Origin of the sequence: Amycolatopsis sp. NPDC051716 (assembly GCF_040681595.1) — a bacterium.
GTDB lineage: Bacteria > Actinomycetota > Actinomycetes > Mycobacteriales > Pseudonocardiaceae > Amycolatopsis.
This window is the reverse complement of record NZ_JBFAZA010000032.1, coordinates 94,915-114,317: the sequence shown is the minus strand read 5'-3', so window position 1 is coordinate 114,317 and position 19,403 is coordinate 94,915. Positions and strand designations below refer to the sequence as shown.

Here is a 19,403-nt window from a genome sequence, read left to right as displayed (position 1 = left end):
AAGCGAGCGTCGGGCATCCGGCGCAGCCGTCAATTTCTGTCGCAAACTTGCGTAAGTTCGTCCGACTATTGCGGTTTCTTGTCCGGGATTCGTATGATCCCGGTCACAGAGGTCCCCACCTGCTGCGGAAAGGCCAGTGCCGCCCATGACTCCCAGCTCTGTGTCCAGTGCGCCCAAGTTCAGGTTCGGCGCCCTCGCCGCGGCCGTGATCGCGGCCGCCGGGCTCACCATCGCCGCCGTTCCGGCGGGCAACGCCGCGCTCGCCGCCGGCCGCGGCGCGACGGTTCCCTTCCTGGAGCAGGAAGCGGAAACCGCCGCGACGAACGGCCAGGTCATCGGCCCGAACCGCGCCGCGGGCACCCTCGCCGGCGAGGCGTCCGGCCGGAAGGCGGTGACGCTGTCCGGCCAGGGCCAGTACGTCGAGTTCACCCTCACCGCACCGGCGAACTCGATCGACTTCCGGTACAGCGTCCCGGACTCCGCGAGCGGGACGATCTCGCTCTACGCCGGCGGTGCCCACAACCGGGACATCCCGCTGACGTCGAAGTGGGCCTGGTACTACGGCTCGTACCCGTTCACCAACAACCCGGGTGACGGGCACGCCCACCACTTCTACGACGAGACCCGCGCGCTGCTCGGCACGTCGTACCCGGCCGGGACGAAGATCAAGCTGCAGGTCGACGCGGGCGACGTCACGCCGGTGACGGTCGACCTCGCCGACTTCGAGCAGGTCGGCGCGGCCGCCACCCGGCCGGCGAACTCGGTGTCCGTCACCGATTACGGCGCCACCGCGGGCGACACGAGCGACGACGCCGGCGCGTTCGACTCCGCCGTCGCGGCGGCCCGCGGCCAGGGCAAGGAAGTCTGGATCCCGTCCGGCACCTTCACCCTCGGCCACCACATCACGGTCGACCAGGTGACCATCCGCGGCGCCGGGCCCTGGTACTCGGTGCTGACCGGGCCGCGCGCCGGGATCTTCGGCAAGGGCGAACCGGAGAGCTGCGGAACGCCGACGTACCCCGGCAACCCCGCCGTGCCCGGGGTCAGCAGCGCGGTGAAGCTCTACGACTTCGCCATCATCGGGCAGGTCGACGCCCGCGTCGACTGCGACCAGTCGAACGCCATCGGCGGTGCCTTGGGCGGTGGCTCGGTCGTGCAGAACCTGTGGCTGCAGCACACGAAGGTCGGGCTGTGGCTCGACGGGCCGTTCGACGGGCTCACCGTGGCCGGCAACCGGATCCTCGACCAGACCGCCGACGGGCTGAACCTGCACCAGGGCATCAGCAACGTCACCGTGACGAACAACTTCCTGCGCAACACCGGCGACGACGGCCTGGCGATGTGGTCCGAGCACCAAGCCGACCACCACAACACGTTCTCCTTCAACACCGTGCTGCTGCCGATCCTCGCCAACAACATCGCGATCTACGGCGGGCACGACAACACCGTGTCCGACAACGTCGTCGCCGACAACCAGGACCAGGGCGGCGGCCTGCACATCGCGAACCGGTTCAGCGCGGTGCCGCTCTCGGGCACCACGACCGTCGCGCGCAACACCGCGATCCGCACCGGCGTGCTCGACTCGAACTGGCAGTTCGGCGTCGGCGCGCTGTGGTTCGACGGCCGCGACTCGGCGATCACCGGCCGCGTCGACGTCAGCGACCTCGACCTGCTGGACAACAACTACGAGGCCATCCAGTTCATCGACAGCGCCACCACGGACGTGCACTTCACGAACGTCCGGATCAGCGGTGCCGGCACGTTCGCCTGGCAGATCCAGGCCAAGCCGGCCGGTTCGGTGAAGAACGTCGTCGCGACCGGCGTCGGCCGGGCGGGCGTCTACAACTGCATGGGACCGGACGCGATGGCCGGCCTCGCCGACCAGGGCGGCAACTCCGGCTGGACGACGACGTACTGCGGGTCGTGGCCAACCCCCGTGTACGGCTCGGACAACGGCGGCACGACGACTCCGCCCACCACCACGCCGCCGACCACCACACCGACCCAGCCGGGCGGGAACCTGGCGCTGCACAAGGCGGTCAGCGCGTCCGGGTCGCAAGGGGGTTTCCCGCCGGGAAACGCCGTCGACGGTGACGCGAACTCCTACTGGGAGAGCACGAACAACGCGTTCCCGCAGTCGCTGACCGTCGACTTCGGCAGCACGGTCACCGTCTCCCGGCTGGTGCTGAAGCTGCCGCCGTCCCCGGCGTGGGGCACCCGCACGCAGACGATCTCGGTCGACGGGATCAAGGCCGCGGCGGCCTACACCTTCAACCCCGCGTCCGGGAACACCGCGACGGTGACCTTCCCGGCGACCTCGCAGCGCACCCTGCGCCTGACGTTCACCGGCAACACCGGCTGGCCCGCCGGGCAGCTGTCCGAACTCGAAGCCTATTCCTCCTGATCAGGAAGGTGATGACGATGTCCCGCATCCCGGCGTTACTCGCCGTCGCGCTCGCCGCGTCCGGTCTGACCGTGCTTTCGGGCGCCGCCCCCGCCGCGGCGGCGACCTGTCCGGCGACGGCGTCCGGCGGCGCGAGCGTGCCCTTCCGGACGGTCGAAGCCGAGTGCTCGGCGACGAACGGTTCCGCCGTCGGCCCCGACTACACGCAGGCCAGCATCGCTTCGGAAGCCTCCGGGCGGCAGGCCGTGCGCATCACGACCGGCCAGTACGTCGAGTTCACACTGCCCGTGGCGGCGAACTCGATCAACGTCCACTACAACCTGCCCGACGGGTCGTCCGGTCGGCTTTCCGTGTCCGTCAACGGGACCAAGCTCGGCAGCGGGCTCTCGGTGACGTCCCGGTATTCCTATGTGGACACCAGCTGGATCCCCGGCGCCAAGACGCACCACTTCTTCGACGACGCCCGGCTGCTGCTGGGCCAGAACCTCGCCGCCGGGGCGAAGGTGCGGGTGCAGGCCGACTCCGGCGACGTCGGCCAGGCGACCATCGACCTCGCCGACTTCGAGCAGGTCGGCGGCGCGGGCACGAAACCGGCGAACGCCCTGTCGGTCACCGACTACGGTGCCACCGCGAACGACGCTTCGGACGACTCGCAGGCGTTCCGGAACGGCCTGGCCGCGGCCCGCTCGCAAGGCCGGGAACTGTGGGTGCCGTCCGGGCGCTTCGAAATCGGGTCGGCGCTGCAGATCGACCAGACGACCGTCCGGGGCGCGGGCCCGTGGTACACCGTGCTGCACGGCAACAACATCTTCAACAACGGCAGCGCGTCGGGGAACATCAAGCTGTACGACTTCGCCGTCTTCGGTGACGTGACCGAGCGCAACGACGGCAGCCCGGACAACGCGTTCCACGGCGTCCTCGGCACCGGCTCGGTCGTGTCGGGTCTCTGGATCCAGGACACGAAGTGCGGGCTGTGGCTGATGAACGGCGCGTCCTCGAACGTCACCATCGAGAACAACCGCATCCTCGACACCCAGGCCGACGGCGTGAACTTCGACGGTGCCGTGACGAACTCGGCGCTGCGCAACAACTACCTGCGCAACAACGGCGACGACGGGCTCGCGCTGTGGTCCAACGGCCAGGCCGACTCCGGCAACACCATCGCGAACAACACCGTCGTGCAGCCCAACCTGGCCAACGGCATCGCGCTGTACGGCGGCTCGAACAACACGGTGAGCGGCAACCTCGTCCAGGACACCAACGCCCTCGGCGGCGGCTACCTGGTCGCCAACCGGTTCAACTCGGTGCCGCTGTCGGGCACGGTGACGCTGTCGAACAACACCGCGCTGCGGGCCGGGGCGCTCGACCCGAACTGGCAGTTCGGTGTCGGTGCGCTGTGGTTCGACGCCCGCGACCAGGCCATCACCGGCGTGACCATCCGCGTCACCGGGTTCACCGCGATCCAGAGCCCGTACGAGGCCATCCAGTTCATCGACGGCAACGGCGCGGGCAAGCCGATCCAGGGCATCACCATCGACGGCGTCTCCGTGCAGGGCGTCGGCACGTTCGTGGCGCAGTCGCAGACGCAGGGGGCGGTGTCGATCAGCAACCTGACGGCATCCGGTGTCGGCGTCACCGGGACGTACAACTGCCCCTACCCGACGTCGATCCCGCGGATGACCTTCACCGGCTCCGGCAACAACGGCTGGACCGGCACCTGGGGCGACTGCTCGACCTGGCCCGCGCCGAACTCGGGGCCGCCGCAGCCGCCGCAGCCCGGCACCAACCTCGCCCGGGGGAAGGCGATCAGCTCGTCGTCCCAGCAGGGCGGGTTCCCGCCGTCGAACGCCAACGACGGGGACGCCGGCTCGTACTGGGAGAGCGCGAACAACGCGTTCCCGCAGACGCTGACGGTGGACCTCGGCGCGGCGGCGTCGATCAACAAGGTGACGCTTCGCCTGCCGCCGTCGTCGGCGTGGGGGGCACGCACCCAGACGGTGACGATCTCCGCCAGCACGGACGGCGGCTCGTACACCACGCTGGTGGGTTCGCGCGGCTACACGTTCGACCCGGCGTCCGGCAACACGGCGTCGGTGTCGTTCGCGACGACGTCCCAGCGGTTCGTGCGGCTGACCTTCACCGGCAACACCGGCTGGCCCGCCGGGCAGGCGTCGGAATTCGAGGTGGCCGCGGCCTAGTGTGACGAAACCGCACGGCGGCTCGACGGTTCCGCACGGGAACCGCCGGGCCGCCGTGCCCTGCATTAGTCTCGCCGGACCGATCACCCCGGGGAGGACCAGTGCCGCGTCTGCTGCTCGTCGAGGACGACGAACCGCTGGCCGAAGCGCTTTCGCTGGCGTTGAGCGCGCTGGGCCACGAGGTCGTCCACGCTCCCACCGGCGAGCACGCGCTGACTTCGCTGGGCGACGCCGAGTTCGTCCTCCTCGACGTCATGCTGCCCGGCATCGACGGCTTCGAGGTCTGCCGCCGCATCCGCGCCCGCAGCCGGCTGCCGATCGTGCTGCTGACCGCGCGCGGCGACCCGATCGACGTCGTCGCCGGGCTCGAGTGCGGTGCCGACGACTACGTGGTCAAGCCGGCGGAACCGCGCGTGCTCGACGCGCGGATCAAGGCGATCGGCCGCCGCGCGCAGCCGGCCGTGCCGGAAGCCGGCCTGCTGCGCGTGGGCGAGCTGGAGATCGACGCCGCCGCGATGAGCGTCACCCGCGGCGGCGAGGAACTGGCGCTGACCGCCACCGAGATCCGGCTGCTCGTCGAGTTCGCCGAGCACCCGAACCAGGTGCTCAGCCGCCAGGTGCTGCTCAAGCGCGTCTGGGACTACGGCTACGTCGGCGACTCGCGGATCGTCGACGCGGCGGTCGCGCGGCTGCGGGCGAAGGTCGAGGACGACCCGGCGAACCCGGCGCTGCTGCGGACGGTCCGCGGCCTGGGCTACCGCCTGGTGACGAGGTGAGGCTCCCGGCCGTCAGCCTGCGGACGCGGATCGTCGCGGCGATCGTCGGCGTGACCACGACGGCGACGGCGGTCATGGCCTATTCGGCGTACCAGGTGCAGGCGGACGAGGCACTGGGCCGGTTCGCCTGGTCGTCCGTGCGCAACACGGCAGCCGACCGCCAGGTCCTCCAGGAGTTCTCGAAGGTGGGCTCCGCGGGGTGGCTCGGCCGGGCAGGCCGCGCCCTCGGCCCCGACCCGGACTGGGCGCTGGTGACCGAGCGCCCCGGCGGGGCGGTCGAAGTCGTCCGGGCCGCCGCCGGGTACGGCTCGCTCATCCCGGCTCCGGACAAGCTCGCGATGCTGGGGACCGTGCGGGACGAACTGTTCCGCCAGCGGGCACCCGAGCAGTTCGGGAGCGCCTACGCGAGAGTGCCGCAGACGGGCCGGAAGGTGTTCGTGGTCAACGCGAACCTGCCGCTCCCCGGCTACCACCTCGTCGAATTCTTCGACTTCAGCCGGTTCGACGACGACCTGAGCGGGCTGCGCTGGAAGCTGGTCCGCATCGCGCTCGGGGTGAGCGTGCTCGGTGTCGGTGTGGCGCTCCTGATCGGCCGCCGGATCCGCCGTCCGATCAAGGCGCTGTCCACGGCCGCCGACGAACTCGGCGCGGGCGCGCTCGATACCCGCGTCCCCGTGAAGGGCCGGGACGAGGTCGCCGCGCTGGCCGGGTCCTTCAACGCGATGGCCGCACGGCTCGGCGCGTCGATCGACGAACTGCACGCGAAAGACCGGCAGCAGCGGCGGTTCGTCGCCGACGTCGCCCACGACCTGCGGACGCCGCTGGCCTCGATGCTCGCCACCGTCGACAGCCTCGACGACGCCGAGCCCGCCACCCGCACCCGCGCCGCCGACATCCTCGGCACCCAGGCGCGGCGGCTCGCCAAGCTCGTCGAAGACCTGCTCGAGATCGCGAGCTTCGACGCCGGGAAGGCCGACCTGCGAGTGGCGCCCGTCGACCTCGCCGACCTGGTCACAGACGCCGCCGAGGTCACCGGCGTCGAGGCCGCCGTGACGGCGAGCGGGGACGTCACGGTCGTCGCCGACCCGCGGCGGGTGCACACCGTGGTGGCGAACCTGCTGAGCAACGCCGTCCGGCACGGGGCCGCGCCGGTCACGGTCACCCTCGACGGGACCGGTGACGACGTCGTCGTGCGCGTCGCCGACGCCGGCCCGGGCGTGCCGGAAGACCTGCTGCCGCTGCTGTTCGACCGGTTCACCCGCGGCGACCACGCGCGTCAGGCGACCGAGGGCAGCGGGCTCGGGCTGGCGATCGCCCGGGAGAACGTGCTGGCGCACGGCGGATCGCTCACGGTGCACAACGACGGCGGTGCCGTGTTCACCGTGCGGTTGCCCCGGGGTGTCGAGAACGCCTGACCGGCGAAGGCGCTGACCGCGCGCCAGGACAGCTCACGCGGGTGCTGCGCGTCGAAGTACGGCAGCGGCAGGTGCGCGAGCAGCACCGCGGCCCCGATCAGCGGCAGCGGGCGCAGCTCCCGCGGCGGGCCCAGCCACAGCAGCACGGCGAAGTTGGTGACCAGCAGGAACCCCCAGCGCGCCCAGTCCCAGCCCGCGAAGGCGAGCAACGCCGGAGCCGCGACGGCCGCGGCGGCGAGCACGTCACGCCGCTGCACCAGGAAGCCGGCCACCACGACCACGAGGATCGGGGCCAGGAGCAGCAGGACTTCGGTGATCGAGTACAGCTGCCAGCTTTCGCTCTGGGTGCGTTCGAACAACGCCAGTGCGTCGGCTCGCGGGGTGAAGTCCGCGGTGGCCATCGCGGTCTCGAGCCGCGTGACCGCGCCCGCGCTCGACGCCGGGAGCGCGAGCACGGCGAGTTCCGCCACGACCGGCGTGACGAGCAGCATCGCCGTGCTCCGCACCGAAGACTGCCGCAGCAGCACGACCGCGAAGACCGGGAGGACGGTGAGCGCCGCGATCTCGTGGGTGAGCACCGCGGCCGTCATCAGCCCGGAGGCCACCGCGGGCCGGCGCGGCAGCTGCCCCAGCGCGGCGAACAGCAGCAGGTACAGGACCTGGTCGAAGTAACCCACTTCGTGGAAGAAGAAGCCGCCGGAGGGCAGCAAGAGCCAGCCGACGACCACGAGCTTCCGCCCCGGGTGCCGGGCGCGGGCGAACGCGACGGCCAGCACCCCGAGCACCGCCGCGAGGACGGCGAACGCGGCGGCCGCGAACACCCAGTACGCGTACCCGGTCGCGAGGGCGAACGGGTGGAGCAGGGTGCCGACGAGAAATCGGCGGTGGAAGCCGTCGGCCGACGAGACGGCTTCGAGCGTCACGGCCCAGTCGCCCGGCATGCGGAACCCGCGGTAGGCGGCCAGCAGGAAAGCGAGCACCGCGAGCGCGGTCAGGCCGCGAGACGTGGTGGTGCGGGCGAGGGTGGTGGTCACGTCGGCCAAGCTAGGAACGGGATGTGCGGCCTCGGTGACCGTTGATCACCAGCTCCGCCCCGGTTCCGCACGTCGTGCTTTTGCGCTCGATTGCGGTAAAGTTTCAGCTATGACGCGTCGTCTTGCCGAAGTCGCCCGCCAGGTCGGGGTCAGCGAAGCCACGGTCAGCCGGGTGCTCAACGGCCGGTCCGGGGTGTCCGCGAGCACCCGCGCCGCCGTGCTCACCGCGCTGGACGTGATGGGCTACGAGCGGCCCACCCAGCTGCGCGGCGAGCGGGCCCGGCTGGTCGGGCTGGTGCTGCCGGAGCTGCAGAACCCGATCTTCCCGGCGCTGGCCGAGATCATGGGCAACGCCCTGGCCCAGCAGGGCTTCACGCCGGTGCTCTGCACGCGGACGGCGGGCGGGGTGTCCGAAGCGGAGTACGTCGAGCTGCTCCTGCAGCAGCAGGTGTCGGGCGTGGTGTTCGCCGGCGGGCTGTACGCGCAGGCCGACGCGGTCCACTCCCACTACCACCACCTCGTCGAGCGGCGGCTGCCGACGGTGCTGATCAACGCGGCGGTCGACCACCTCGGGCTGCCGCAGGTCTCGTGCGACGACGCGGTGGCCGTCGAGCAGGTCGTCGGGCACCTGAGCTCGCTGGGGCACGAGAAAATCGGCCTCGTCCTCGGCCCGTCCGACCACGTGCCGTCACAGCGGAAGCTGGAGGCGTTCCGCTCCTACGCGGCGAAACTCGGGCTGCCGGTGCTGGACGAGCTGATCGAGCACGGCATGTTTTCGATCGAGGGCGGCCACGCGGCGGCGGCCCGCCTGTACCCCCGCGGCGCGACGGCGGTGCTCTGCGCGAGCGACCTGCTGGCCCTCGGCGCGATCCGCGCGGCCCGCCGGCAAGGCCTGTCGGTGCCGGAGGACATTTCGGTGGTCGGCTACGACGACTCGGCCCTGATGAACTGCACCGACCCACCCCTGACCACCACCCGCCAGCCGATCGAGGCGATGGGCCGGGCGGTGGTGGAATTGCTGGTCAAGCGCATCAACGGCGGCGAGGTGGCGGCCGAGGAACTGCTGTTCGCGCCGGAGCTGGTGGTCCGCGGGTCCACGGCCCGCCGCACCGCCTGACCCCAGTATCGCGAGAGCGCGACGGCTTGCCAGCCGTCGCGCTCTTTCGCGCGCCCCGACTCGCTCGAGTCCTGTTCGTAAGTTGCAAAATCTCGTCGGGTTATTGCGGCCATCGCGTCTCCCACTTTAGAGTGACCGCAATCACGTGACAGCCGTCGCGACCCGAGAAGAGGCTTGAGATGAGCAGTACCTGGTCCCGAACCGTCTCCCGCCGAACGTTGTGCCTGCTCGCCGCCGGTGGTCTCGCCCTCGGGGTGGCCGCCTGCGGGGACGGTGACACCGCCGCCCAGCCCGGCGGCAAGGTCAAGATCACCGTCACCGGGCAGCCGCCGACCAGCCAGCCGTTCGAGCGCAGCGTCTTCGACGCCGACGTCCAGGAGTTCGAGGCGGCCCACCCGAACATCGACATCGATCCGCACGAAGGCTTCATGGACCCGAAGACGTTCTCCGCGAAGCTCGCCGGCGGCCAGCTCGAAGACGTCTACTACGTCTACTTCACCGACCCGGCGCAGATCATCGCCCGCCACCAAGCCGCCGACATCACCGAAGCCGCCAAGAGCGTTCCGCACGTCAACGACCTCAAGCCGGAACTGCTGGACAACTTCCGCGACGCCGGTGGCAAGCTGTACGGCCTGCCCACGATGAACTACACGATGGGCCTGCTCTACAGCCGCCCGCTCTTCCAGAAGGCCGGGCTCGACCCGGACAAGCCGCCGCAGACCTGGGACGAAGTCCGCGAAGCCGCGAAGAAGATCTCCGCGCTCGGCAACGGCGTCGTCGGGTACGCCGACTACAGCAAGAACAACCAGGGCGGCTGGCACATGACCGGCTGGCTCTACTCGATGGGCGGCGACATCGCCCGCAAGGACGGCGACAAGTGGGTCGCCGACTTCGCCAACGAAAAGGGCAAGCAGGCCCTGCAGTACCTGCACGACATGCGCTGGACCGACAACTCCATGGGCGCCAAGCAACTGCTCGAAGCGCAGGACGTCCAGCGGATGATGGGCGCCGGCCAGCTCGGCATGTACATGGCCGCCCCGGACAACGTGCCGGTGCTGGTCAAGCAGTTCAACGGCAAGTACGAGGACTACGGCATCGCGGGCATGCCCGGCGGCCAGGGCACCCTGCTCGGCGGCGAGGGCTACATGCTCAACCCGAAGGCGTCGCCGGAGAAGATCAAGGCCGGCCTCGAGTGGATCCAGTGGAAGTACCTCAACCCGGACCGCTTCGAAAAGCACATCCGGCAGTACGTCGACGGCAAGCAGCCGGTCGGCCTGCCCGCCGAGCCCACCCCGGACGTCTGGCAGGGCGCGGTGCGCGACCAGCAGCTGGCCCTGAAGGCCAAGTACGCCAACGTCCCCGCCCAGAACTACACGTCCTATGTGGACACGACCAGCAAGATCAAGGGCAGCATCGAGCCGCCGAACGCGCAGCAGGTCTACGCCGCCCTCGACAGCGTGATGCAGGCGGTGCTCACCGATCAGAACGCCAACCTCGACCAGCAGCTGTCCTCGGCCGCGTCGAAGGTCAACGGTGTCCTCGCCCAGGTCAAGTAGCCTGCTCGCCTGGCCCGCGGCGAAACCGTCGCGGGCCGGGCGCCCGGCCGTCTCGCAGGAAGAACGCCGCCGCACCCGGCTCAAGCGCAAGCTCAAGGAGAACCTCACCGCGTACGGCCTGCTCTGCGCCGCCCTCGTGGTGTTCGCGCTGTTCTCCTGGTACCCGATCGTGCGCGGTGTCCTGCTGAGCTTCCAGCAGGTCGACTTCGTCAACGCGCCGACGTGGGTCGGCTTCGGCAACTTCACGCGGCTGTTCGAAGACCCGCTGTTCGGCGTCGCCTGGCGCAACACGCTGCTGTTCACCGGGCTCGCGCTCGTCTTCGGCTTCGCCGTCCCGTTCCTGACGGCCGTGCTGCTCAACGAGATCCGGCACGCCAAGGCGTTCTTCCGGCTCGCCGTCTACCTGCCGGTGATGCTGCCGCCGGTGGTGACGGCGCTGATGTGGAAGTGGTTCTACGACCCCGGTCCCGGGTTGTTCAACTCCGCGCTCGGCGCGGCCGGCCTGCCCGGCGGCCAGTGGCTCGACTCCTCCACCACCGCGATGCTGTCGCTGGTGTTCGTCTCGACGTGGGCCAACATGGGCAGCACGACACTGATCTACCTGGCCGCGCTCGGCACGATCCCCGGCGAGCTCTACGAAGCCGCGGAGCTCGACGGCGCCGGCTTGTGGAAACGGCTGCGGCACGTGACGTTCCCGCAGACCCGGTTCGTCCTGCTGGTGCTGCTCCTGCTGCAGATCGTCGCGACCATGCAGGTGTTCACCGAGCCGTACGTGATGACCGGCGGCGGCCCGGACGACTCGACGGTGACCGTGCTCCTGCTGCTCTACCGCTACGCCTTCGTCTACAACGACTTCGGCTCGGCGAGCGCGATGAGCCTGCTGCTGTTCGTGGCGCTCGGCGTGTTCTCGGCGTGGTACGTCCGGCTGACGCGGAAGGCGGACCAGTCATGAGAACCCTCGTCTCCCCCGGCGCGCTGCGCAGCCCCCGCGGCAAGGTCGTCTACGGCGTCGTCTTCGCCTGCACGCTCGTGGTGTTCTTGCTGGCGTTCATGTTCCCGCTCTACTGGGTCGTCACCGGGGCGATGAAGTCCCCGCAGGAACTGGCGCAGACGCCGGCGACGCTCGTCCCGCACGAGTGGCACCCGGAGACCTTCGCCGACGCCTGGGACCAGCTGAACCTCGGCAAGTACTTCCTCAACACGCTCGTCGTCGCCGGCGGCGCGTGGCTGGCGCAGCTCGCCATCGACGTCCCGGCGGCGTTCGCGCTGTCGAAGCTGCGCCCGAAGTTCGGCAACGTCGTGCTGGGGCTGATGCTCGCCACGCTGATGTTGCCCGCGACGGCGCTGCTCGTCCCGACGTACGTGACGGTGACGGACCTGCCGCTGCTGCACCTCAACCTGATCAACTCGCCGGCCGCGGTCTGGCTGCCCGCGGCGGCGAACGCGTTCAACATCTACCTGCTGAAACGGTTCTTCGACCAGATCCCGGACGAGCTGATCGAAGCGGCTCGCCTCGACGGGGCCGGGCCGGTCCGCACGCTCTGGCGGATCATCCTGCCGATTTCGCGGCCGATCCTCGCCGTCGTGTCGATCCTCGCGGTGGTCACCGCGTGGAAGGACTTCATCTGGCCGCTGCTGGTGTTCCCGGACACCGGGAAGCAGACGCTCTCGGTGATGCTGCAGCGGGTGGCGATCGACATGCCGCTCAACGTGCTCGTGGCCGGGATGGTGCTGGCCAGCCTGCCGATGGTGGCGCTGTTCCTGGCCTTCCAGCGGCAGATCCTCGCCGGGCTGACCGCCGGCAGCCTCAAGGGCTGATCTTTCGACAACGACTCAGGAGGGCACTTCCGTGACCGACAAGACCGGCTGGTGGCGGAGCGCGGCGATCTACCAGGTCTACATCCGCAGCTTCGCGGACGGCAACGGCGACGGCGTCGGCGACCTCGCCGGCGTCCGCGCCCGGCTGGACCACCTGGCCGACCTCGGCATCGACGCGATCTGGTTCACCCCGTGGTACCCGTCGCCGATGGACGACGGCGGCTACGACGTCGCCGACTTCCGCGACATCGAGCCGCTGTTCGGCACCCTCGCCGAGGCGGAGGACCTGATCGCCGAGGCCCACGCGCGCGGGATCCGGGTGATCATCGACATCGTGCCCAACCACTGCTCCGACGAGCACCGCTGGTTCCAGGCCGCGCTCGAAGCGGGCCCGGGTTCGCCGGAGCGGCAGCGGTTCTGGTTCCGGCCCGGCCGCGGCCCGGACGGCGGCGAGCCGCCGAACAACTGGAAGTCGCGCTTCGGCGGGTCCGCGTGGACGCGGGTGCCGGACGGCGAGTGGTACCTGCACCTCTACAGCTCGCGCCAGCCGGACTTCAACTGGGACAACCCGGAGATCCGCACGGAGTTCGAGGACGTGCTGCGCTTCTGGTTCGACCGCGGCGTGGACGGCTTCCGCATCGACGTCGCCGACGGCCTGGTCAAGGACCCGCACCTGCCCGACGTCGACGACGGCGACGAGACGCCGTTCTCCGACCAGGAAGGGCTGCACGAGATCTACCGGTCGTGGCGCAAGATCGCTGACAGCTACGGCGGCGAGCGCGTGCTGGTCGGCGAAATGTGGCTGGCGGACATGTCGCGGGCCGCCCGGTACCTGCGCCGCGACGAGCTGCACTCGGCGTTCAACTTCGACTTCCTGGTCTGCCCGTGGGACCCGGCGCGCTTCCGCGACGTCATTTCCCGCACGCTGAAGGCGCACGACGAGGTCGGCGCGCCGGCGGCGTGGGTGCTGTCGAACCACGACGTCACCCGGCACGTCACCCGCTACGGCCGCGCCGGCGACACGGGCTTCTCGTTCGCGAACCGGCTGCACGAGCTGCCGGTGGACCTGGAACTGGGCACCCGCCGGGCCCGGGCGGCGGCGCTGCTGACGCTGGCCCTGCCCGGCGGGCTGTACGTCTACCAGGGCGAAGAGCTGGGGCTGTGGGAGGTCCTGGACATCCCGGACGAGCTGCGCCAGGACCCGGTCTTCGCCCGCACCCGCGGCACCGACCCGGGCCGCGACGGCTGCCGGGTCCCGATCCCGTGGTCCGGCGACGAGCCACCGTTCGGCTTCGGCACCGGGGACGCGTGGCTGCCGCAGCCGGCGGAGTGGAAGGCGTACACGGCTTCGGCGGAGGCGGCGGATCCGGACTCGATGCTGTCGCTCTACCGCGCCGGGCTCCGGATCCGCCGTGACCTGCCGACGGGTCAGCTGGAGTGGCTGTCGCCCGGCGAGGGCGTGCTGGCGTTCCGGCTCGGCACGGAGTTCACGTTCGCGCTGAACTTCTCGCCCGAACCGGTGCCGCTCCCGCCGGGCGAGGTCCTGCTGGCCAGCGGGCCGGTCGGCAACGGTGAGCTGCCGGCCGACACCGCTGCCTGGCTGCGGTCCTAGCGGGTCAGCTGCAGGACGTCTACGCCGCGGGCGTTGTCCGCGACGTAGACGTACCTGCCGTGCCAGTACGGCGCCCACGCGCTCGCGTCGGCCGGGCGGTAGTACGCGATCTGCCGCGGGTTCGTCGGGTCGCTGACGTCGAGGAACCGGGTGCCCTGCGCGTAGAACGACTGCACCAGGATCTTGCCCCGGACGTCGAAGTAGTGCGCGGAACAGTCGTCGGAGGCCGGGTCGCTGCCCTCCTGGCCGTTGACGCCCCAGGTGCCGACGCTTTCCAGGCGGAACGGCTTCTCCGGCGTCGAACGCCAGCCTTCGCCGTGGTAGGAGCCCTTCAGCGACGAAATCGTCAGGACGCCGTCGCCCGCGCAGCCGTCGACGAAGTTCTCCTCCGTCGCGTAGATCAGGTCCTGGCCGCGCCAAGCGCCGTCGCCGATGCGGTGGCCGGCCGGGTGGAAGCTGTTGTGCATGAACCGCGAGGGCGCCGCCGTCTCGGCGATGCCGCCACCGGCGTACGGGATCGGCTCGTGCGCGGTGGCGCGGCGGATCTTCCCGGACAGCGGGTCGCGGTGCACGCCGTTCGTCCAGTAGCCGCGGACACCGCCGCGGCCGGACACCCAGGCCACGCCGTCCGCGTCGACCTGCACGTCGTGGACGTAGTCGGTCTTGCCGTCGTTGCGGGCCAGCTCGATCGGCCGCGGGTCGACCTTCGGGTGCTTCGGGTCGCGGATGTCGGTGACCCAGATCGGCCGCCCGCCCCAGTCGGCCGGCTGGTTGTCGGCCTTCGCCGGGCCGCCGGTCCACAGGTAGCGGCAGCCGTCGACGCAGCTGGTGGTGTGGCCGGCCGGCACCTGCACGTAGCTGAGGATCGCCGGGGCCTCGGGCTTCGAGACGTCGACGACGTAGATCCCGGACTCGCCGGTGTGCGTGGTGCCGCCGTAGGCCCGCGGGTCGCGGGAGAGGAACACCAGCTTGCGGTTCTGGTCGACCTCGGTGTCCTCGGTCTCCCACAGCCCGGGCAGGCTGACCTGCCCGACCAGCTTCGGCGCGGCCGGGTTCTTCGTCAGGTCGTACACCTTGAGCCCGAACTCGCCGGACACGACCATGACGTCGCGGCGGCCGTAGTCGAGGAAGTTGATCGAGATGGCGCCGGCGGCGTCGGGCACGTTGCCGACGGCCTTGACGTTCTTGACCGCCCCGGGATCGCCCAGCGTGCGGGCGGCCGGCACCGCGGGTTTGTCGTCCTCGCCGCAGGCGGCGGCCGGGAGCCCGGTCGCGACCAGCGTGGCGCTGACGGTGACGGCGGCGAAGCACGACCGCAACCAGGTGCGCACGGCAAACCTCCCAGAACGCTCCGAGCGTGACAACCGAACGGTACGACGGAGATCAACCGGACACAACCGTCTTTCGTTGCCAACCGACTGATAAGACTGGCGCATGCGCCTGCTCGTGCTGTTCGCCGCCGTGGCCCTCGCCGTCACGGGCTGTTCGGGGTCCGACACCGCCCGGCCCGGTGTCCTGTCCGTCGGCATCCGGGAGCCCGCGACGCTGCTGCCCGCCGACCTCGCCGACCAGACGGGCCGGCTGGTGACGAGCGTGCTGTGGACCCCGCTCGCCGACTACGACGCGACGTCCGGGAAGGTCACCCCGCGCGCGGCGGCGTCGATCGAGAGCACCGACCGGGTGCACTGGACGGTCAAGCTGCGGCCGTCGGCGTTCCACGACGGCACCCCGGTCACTGCCCAGTCCTATGTGGACACGTGGCGGGCGATCGCCGCCTCCCACTGGGTCTCGTCGCCGGTGTTGACGAAGCTCCTGCGGGCCCGCGAAATCAAGGCGGCGGCTCCGGACACGATCGCGCTGACCCTCGACCGGCCGTCCGGCCAGGTGCCCGCGCTGCTCTCCGCGCCGGGCCTGGTGCCGCTGCCGGCGTCGGTGCTCGCCTCCCAGGACTGGGACGCGTTCGCGAAGGCCCCGGTCGGCAACGGCCCGTACCGGCTCGACGGCGGCTGGCGGCCGGGATCGGGCGGCACCCTCAAGCGCGTCGGCGCCGGGAAGGCCGAGGAGCTCGACCTGCGGGTCGGCGAGCCGGCGGCCCAGTACGACGCGGTCAAGGCGGGCACGCTCGACCTCGCGACCGAGGTCCCCGGCGAGCGGCACGAGGCCATGCACGGCGAATTCGCCGACCGCCACGCGTCCTGGGCCCTGCCCGAGGCGGGCTACCTCGCGTTCCCGGTGACGAACCCCCGGTTCGCCGACCCGACGGTCCGCCACGGTTTCGCCCTCGGCGTCGACCGCGCGGCGCTGGAGGCCGGCCCGCTGGCGCACCAGGCCGACCCGGCCAAGGCGATGCTGCCCCCGTCGGACGCCCCGGGCGAGCGCTCGGGCACCTGCCGCCCGTGCACCTTCGACGCGGCGGCCGGCAAGGCCCTGCTGAAGCAGGCGGCCTTCCCCGGTGGTGCGACCGTCTACTTCGGACCGGGCGCGGAGGCGTGGACGCGCGCACTGGTGGTCGGGCTGCACAAGGCACTGGACGTTTCCGTGACGGCACAGGCGGCCCCGCGCACGGACCAGCTCGACGGTCCGTCCACGTTGGACGTCAAGCCGGCGACGGGAAGCCCGTACGAGCTGCTGTCCGAGCTGGCCACGGCGTCGGGGTACACCGACGACGTCTTCCGCCAGAACCTGGCGCTGGCCGACGCGGCGGCCACGCCGGAGGAGGCGGGCGAGCTGTACCGGCTGGCGGAGAACCAGCTGCTGCGCGATTTGCCGGTGGCACCGCTGTGGTCGGGCCACGGCCACGCGGTCTGGGCACCGCGGGTCCACGACGTCACGGCCACCCCGTTCACCGGCCCGGTGCTGGCGGGGATCGGCGTCTCGTGAGCTGGGAGCCCGCTCCGCTGCCCGAGGTGGCCGAGGTGTTCGCGCACGTCCGCGCGCCGTGGTGGATCGCCGGCGGGTACGCGATCGAGCTGGCGGTGGGCCGGCCGTTCCGCGGGCACGCCGACGTCGACGTCCTGCTGCTGCGGCGCGACCAGCTCGCGATCCAGGAGGCGCTGCCGTCCTGGGAATGGTGGGCGGCGGACCCGCCGGGCACCCTGCGGCCCTGGGCACCCGGCGAGGTCCTGGGCGACGACGTCGACGACGTGTGGTGCCGCCCGTCGGCGGCCGCGCCGTGGCGGATCCAGGTGATGCTCGACCGGGCCGAGGGTGCCGAATGGGTCTCCCGCCGGAGCCCCGCGGTGCGCCGGGAGATCGCGGTGCTGGGCGGCTTCTCACCCGAGGGCATCCCCTACCTGGCACCCGAGGTCCAGCTGTTCGCCAAGGCCCACGACACCCGCCCCAAGGACGAGCAGGACTTCGCCGCCGCTCTGCCGGTGCTCGGCGCGGCACAGCGGCGCTGGCTCGCGGAGGCGCTCGAAACGACCTACGGCCCCCACCCCTGGCTCGGCCGCCTCTAGACGGTGGCGTGCTCCACGAGCGTTTCGATGAACGCCCCGGTCAGCGGATCCGGAGCCGCCCGGGTGTAGGCCGTCAGCGTCCGGCGGACCGGCGTGCTCGGCCGCAGGACCCGGCCGTCGAAGCGGGCCGGCAGGACGTTGGCCGGGACCAGCGCCGGGCCGAGGCCCGCCGCCGCGAGGATCGGCGCGGCCGCCGTCTGCTCGGTGCGGACCGCCGCGCGGGGGCGGAAGCCCGCCGCCGCGCAGGCCGCGTCGACCAGCTCGGCCAGGCCGTTGCCCGGGGCGTAGTGCACCCACGCGCAGCCGGCGAGCGTCGCCAGATCGACTTCGCCGGTGCTGTCGTCCTCGCGGGCGCCGTCGGCGGGCAGCACGACGACGAACTCCTCCACCCCCAGCTCCCGCACCGGGCCCGCCCAGTCGCCGGGGCGCGGGCCGAGCGCCACGTCGGCCTCGCCCGCCGCCATCGCCTCGCGCAGCTCGCCGGCGTGCCGGAACTCGATCAGCCGGACGTCGACCTCGGGCCGGTCGCGCCGCCACACGCGCAACGCGGGCGGCAGCACACCGAGGCTCACCGAGTACACCGTGGCGACCTGCAGCTCACCCGCCGTCGTCCCGGACGCGAGCCGGGCGGCGCAGCGCGCGCGTTCGGCGTCGGCCAGCGCCGCCCGCGCGTGCGGCAGCATCGCCCGGCCCATCGGCGTGAGCCGGACCGCCCGGGGCAGCCGCTCCAGCAGCGGCCCGCCGAGGCCGCGCTCGAGGGCCCGCATCTGGTGCGACAACGCCGGTTGCGTCACGTGCAGCTGCTCGGCGGCGCGGGTGAACGACCCGGTGTCGACCACCGTGACCAGGTATTCGAGCTGCCGCAGACTTGTCATGAACACAGCTTATCGACTTGGTGACAACTAAGCCTTGGACTTATCCCGCCCGGCTGACCAGCCTTGACAGCATGGAACGCAAGACAGCTCTGGTCGCCGGGGCCAACGGGATCATCGGCAAGAACCTCGTGGAACACCTGCGGGCCGACGGTGGCTGGGACGTCGTCGGCCTGTCCCGGCGAGGCGGGCCGGGGGCGATCGCCGTCGACCTCCTCGACGCGGCCGACACCCGGGCCAAGGTCGGGGCGCTGGCCGGCGTCACGCACCTCTTCTACGCGGCTTACCAAGACCGGCCGACGTGGGCGGAGCTCGTCCCGCCGAACCTGGCGATGCTGACGAACCTCGTCGACGCGACCGGGCCCGGCTTGCGGCACGTCAGCCTCATGCAGGGCTACAAGGTCTACGGCGCGCACCTCGGCCCGTTCAAGACCCCGGCGCGCGAGACGGACGCCGGGCACATGCCGCCGGAGTTCAACGTCGACCAGCAGCGGTTCCTCGAACGGCGGGCGGGCGAGTGGACGTGGTCGGCGATCCGGCCGTCGGTGGTCGGCGGCACCGCGCTGGGCAACCCGATGAACCTGGCGCTGGTGATCGCGGTGTACGCGTCGATTTCGAAGGAACTCGGGCTGCCACTGCGGTTCCCCGGCGAGCCCGGCGCGTACGACAGCCTGCTGGAAATGACCGACGCGGGACTGCTGGCGTCGGCAACGGTCTGGGCCACCGGGCACGAAGGCGCGTTCAACATCGCGAACGGCGACCTGTTCCGCTGGCGCGAGCTCTGGCCGAAGCTGGCGGCGTACTTCGGCCTGGAGGTGGCGCCGCCGCTGCGGATGTCGCTGGTGGACGTCATGGCGGACAAAGGTCCACTGTGGTCCGAAATGGCCGTGGCCCACGGTCTTTCGGCGTCCTATGCGGACGTCTCGTCGTCATGGGCGTTCGGCGACTTCGTGTTCGGCTGGGACTACGACATGTTCGCGGACACGTCGAAGGCGCGGCGTGCGGGTTTCCACGAATACGTCGAGACGGAGCAGATGTTCTACCGGTTGTTCGACGAATTCCGGAAGGCGCGGGTGATCCCCTAGTGTCGCGCGTCCGAAGTTCAGTGACAGCGGCCCGGTCCCCGAGCGCCCCAATGTGGCC

The 19,403-nt window shown here is 71.3% G+C and carries 14 protein-coding genes; 12 read left to right on the top strand and 2 right to left on the bottom strand.

Annotated elements, in window-relative coordinates; translation table 11 throughout:
* Positions 1-145 precede the first annotated feature (145 nt).
* From AB0M30_RS35040 to AB0M30_RS35000, 9 genes are all read left to right on the top strand, one after another.
* Positions 146-2,404: a discoidin domain-containing protein gene (locus tag AB0M30_RS35040; protein WP_364592937.1), complete on the top strand. Its 2,259-nt coding sequence runs from the start codon at positions 146-148 to the stop codon at positions 2,402-2,404.
* 11 nt (positions 2,405-2,415) lie between these two features.
* Positions 2,416-4,602 (top strand): discoidin domain-containing protein, encoded by a 2,187-nt coding sequence (locus tag AB0M30_RS35035; RefSeq protein ID WP_364592934.1) that lies wholly within the window; start codon positions 2,416-2,418, stop codon positions 4,600-4,602.
* A gap of 101 nt (positions 4,603-4,703) precedes the next feature.
* On the top strand, positions 4,704-5,378 hold the full coding sequence (locus AB0M30_RS35030) for a response regulator transcription factor (protein ID WP_364592931.1): 675 nt from the start codon (positions 4,704-4,706) through the stop codon (positions 5,376-5,378).
* Positions 5,375-6,793, top strand: a complete 1,419-nt coding sequence (locus AB0M30_RS35025; RefSeq protein ID WP_364592928.1) for a HAMP domain-containing sensor histidine kinase — start codon at positions 5,375-5,377, stop codon at positions 6,791-6,793. The genes AB0M30_RS35030 and AB0M30_RS35025 overlap by 4 nt, the downstream gene beginning before the upstream one ends.
* 1,143 nt (positions 6,794-7,936) lie before the next feature.
* Entirely contained in the window at positions 7,937-8,944 is a 1,008-nt protein-coding gene (locus AB0M30_RS35020; protein WP_103337522.1) for a LacI family DNA-binding transcriptional regulator, read from the top strand.
* A 179-nt stretch (positions 8,945-9,123) separates the two neighbouring features.
* The gene (locus AB0M30_RS35015; RefSeq protein WP_364592925.1) at positions 9,124-10,500 is read left to right on the top strand and encodes an extracellular solute-binding protein; all 1,377 of its coding nucleotides are present in this window, start codon (positions 9,124-9,126) and stop codon (positions 10,498-10,500) included.
* Entirely contained in the window at positions 10,478-11,452 is a 975-nt protein-coding gene (locus tag AB0M30_RS35010; protein ID WP_364592922.1) for a sugar ABC transporter permease, read from the top strand. The genes AB0M30_RS35015 and AB0M30_RS35010 overlap by 23 nt, the downstream gene beginning before the upstream one ends.
* Positions 11,449-12,318 (top strand): carbohydrate ABC transporter permease, encoded by an 870-nt coding sequence (locus AB0M30_RS35005; protein ID WP_364592919.1) that lies wholly within the window; start codon positions 11,449-11,451, stop codon positions 12,316-12,318. The genes AB0M30_RS35010 and AB0M30_RS35005 overlap by 4 nt, the downstream gene beginning before the upstream one ends.
* A gap of 31 nt (positions 12,319-12,349) precedes the next feature.
* On the top strand, positions 12,350-13,930 hold the full coding sequence (locus AB0M30_RS35000) for a glycoside hydrolase family 13 protein (RefSeq protein WP_364592916.1): 1,581 nt from the start codon (positions 12,350-12,352) through the stop codon (positions 13,928-13,930).
* Here the strand turns inward: AB0M30_RS35000 and AB0M30_RS34995 are convergent.
* Positions 13,927-15,261 carry a hypothetical protein gene (locus AB0M30_RS34995; protein WP_364592913.1) on the bottom strand — a complete coding sequence of 445 codons (1,335 nt, stop codon included), beginning with the start codon at positions 15,259-15,261 and terminating at the stop codon, positions 13,927-13,929. The genes AB0M30_RS35000 and AB0M30_RS34995 overlap by 4 nt on opposite strands.
* Before the next feature lie 103 nt (positions 15,262-15,364).
* Here AB0M30_RS34995 and AB0M30_RS34990 point away from each other — a divergent pair, with 103 nt between their 5' ends.
* Both AB0M30_RS34990 and AB0M30_RS34985 read left to right on the top strand, forming a co-directional pair.
* The gene (locus AB0M30_RS34990) at positions 15,365-16,810 is read left to right on the top strand and encodes an ABC transporter substrate-binding protein (protein ID WP_364592910.1); all 1,446 of its coding nucleotides are present in this window, start codon (positions 15,365-15,367) and stop codon (positions 16,808-16,810) included.
* The gene (locus AB0M30_RS34985; protein ID WP_364592907.1) at positions 16,807-17,388 is read left to right on the top strand and encodes an amino acid transporter; all 582 of its coding nucleotides are present in this window, start codon (positions 16,807-16,809) and stop codon (positions 17,386-17,388) included. Before AB0M30_RS34990 ends, AB0M30_RS34985 begins: the two co-directional genes overlap by 4 nt.
* Here the strand turns inward: AB0M30_RS34985 and AB0M30_RS34980 are convergent.
* On the bottom strand, positions 17,385-18,263 hold the full coding sequence (locus tag AB0M30_RS34980; protein WP_364592904.1) for a LysR family transcriptional regulator: 879 nt from the start codon (positions 18,261-18,263) through the stop codon (positions 17,385-17,387). The genes AB0M30_RS34985 and AB0M30_RS34980 overlap by 4 nt on opposite strands.
* Positions 18,264-18,334: 71 nt before the next feature.
* Here AB0M30_RS34980 and AB0M30_RS34975 point away from each other — a divergent pair, with 71 nt between their 5' ends.
* Entirely contained in the window at positions 18,335-19,345 is a 1,011-nt protein-coding gene (locus tag AB0M30_RS34975) for an SDR family oxidoreductase (RefSeq protein WP_364592901.1), read from the top strand.
* The last annotated feature ends 58 nt before the right edge of the window (positions 19,346-19,403 follow it).

Coding starts and splice junctions, on each gene's coding strand:
- AB0M30_RS35020 (WP_103337522.1), top strand. CDS start 7,937: ATGACGCGTCGTCTTGCCGAAGTCGCCCGCCAGGTCGGGGTCAGCGAA.
- AB0M30_RS35040 (WP_364592937.1), top strand. CDS start 146: ATGACTCCCAGCTCTGTGTCCAGTGCGCCCAAGTTCAGGTTCGGCGCC.
- AB0M30_RS35035 (WP_364592934.1), top strand. CDS start 2,416: ATGACGATGTCCCGCATCCCGGCGTTACTCGCCGTCGCGCTCGCCGCG.
- AB0M30_RS35015 (WP_364592925.1), top strand. CDS start 9,124: ATGAGCAGTACCTGGTCCCGAACCGTCTCCCGCCGAACGTTGTGCCTG.
- AB0M30_RS34980 (WP_364592904.1), bottom strand. CDS start 18,263: ATGACAAGTCTGCGGCAGCTCGAATACCTGGTCACGGTGGTCGACACC.
- AB0M30_RS34990 (WP_364592910.1), top strand. CDS start 15,365: ATGCGCCTGCTCGTGCTGTTCGCCGCCGTGGCCCTCGCCGTCACGGGC.
- AB0M30_RS35005 (WP_364592919.1), top strand. CDS start 11,449: ATGAGAACCCTCGTCTCCCCCGGCGCGCTGCGCAGCCCCCGCGGCAAG.
- AB0M30_RS34975 (WP_364592901.1), top strand. CDS start 18,335: ATGGAACGCAAGACAGCTCTGGTCGCCGGGGCCAACGGGATCATCGGC.